Origin of the sequence: Burkholderia sp. A2, assembly GCF_001729305.1 — a bacterium.
GTDB classification, from domain to species: Bacteria; Pseudomonadota; Gammaproteobacteria; order Burkholderiales; family Burkholderiaceae; genus Burkholderia; species Burkholderia sola.
In genome coordinates, this window is the sequence record NZ_LZXX01000144.1 from 504 (window position 1) to 1,947 (window position 1,444).

Here is a 1,444-nt window from a genome sequence, read left to right on the forward strand (position 1 = left end):
CTTAGGCACGCGCTAGCGCGGCGGCAAACCCGCCGTCACGCGCGCAGCGTTCGATGCATGCCCGACCCTGATGCAAACATCATCTGCCGGAACATCGCTATGCATGCCTTAACAGAATTCACCCGCGTCACCCGCCCGGCCGCTGCCGCGCCGCAGGGCGCCGCTTCGACTGCTTCATCACGTTGCAGACCGTCCGCCCCGCCCCCGGCGCGGCGATCCCGCCTGTCGCCGTTACCTGCTTTCCCCGCTTTCACGATCTGATGCACGGCGCCGCGCGTGGCACCGACACGTGCGTCCGTGCGTCGATCGCACCCGCCGGCACGATGCACGCCGCGCGGCCATCCCGACCCGCACGCCCGCAACGAACGGCCGTGCGTTCACAATCCGAACCCATCGAGGAGGCATCACCATGAGCATGCGGCCCGACCCGACGTTTCACGCTTCGCCCGAGCTTGCGATGCAGGCGCCGGCGGAGGAGTTTGCCTATACGTTGTTGCTGAGTCCCGATTTTTCCAGACCCGACGCGCTCGCCGTGATCGACGTGAAGCCCGGTTCGTCGACGTACGGCAAGATCGTGCATACGGTGACGATGCCGAACACCGGCGACGAGTTTCACCACTTCGGCTGGAATGCCTGTTCGTCGTCGCTGTCGCCGCTCACCGGCCATGCGTTCCTCGAGCGCCGCTTCCTGATCATCCCCGGCCTGCGCTCGTCGCGCATCTACGTGATCGACACGAAGCCGCATCCGACGCAGGCGCGCATCCACAAGATCATCGAACCCGACGAGATCTTCGCGAAGACCGGCTATTCGCGGCCGCACACCGTGCATTGCGGGCCGGAGGGCATCTACGTGAGCACGCTCGGCGGGGCCGGCAAGGACGGCACCGACGGCGCGCCCGGCATCTTCATCATGGATTGCGAGACCTTCGACGTGCTCGGCCGCTGGGAGATCGACCGCGGCCCGCAGGACAAGCATTACGACTTCTGGTGGAACCTGCCGCGCGACTACATGGTGTCGAGCGAATGGGCGCTGCCGCCGCAATTCGAGAACGGGATCGTCCCCGAGGACCTGCTCGCGAACAAGTACGGGCACCGGCTGCATTTCTGGGATCTGCGCGCGCGGCGCAACGTGCAGACGATCGATCTCGGCGCACAGCACCAGATGGCGCTCGAGGTGCGGCCCGCGCACGACCCAGTGCGCGAATACGGATTCGTCGGCGTCGTCGTCGACACGACCAATCTCGAGGGCTCGATCTGGACCTGGTGGCGCGAAGGCGGCAAGTTCCATGTGAAGAAGACCGCGACGATCCCGGCCGAGCCGGCCGCGGCCGACGAGCTGCCGCCGCTGCTGCAAGGATTCGGCGCGGTGCCGCCGCTCGTGACCGACATCGACCTGTCGCTCGACGACCGCTTCCTGTACGTGTCGTGCTGGGGTACCGGCGAG

Annotated in this window: 1 protein-coding gene; it reads left to right on the forward strand. The window is 66.8% G+C overall.

Going from position 1 to position 1,444, the window contains the following annotated elements; genetic code table 11:
* Positions 1-409: 409 nt before the first annotated feature.
* On the forward strand, positions 410-1,444 hold a 1,035-nt coding region (locus A9Z05_RS31510; RefSeq protein ID WP_069621485.1), incomplete at its 3' end, for a selenium-binding protein SBP56-related protein.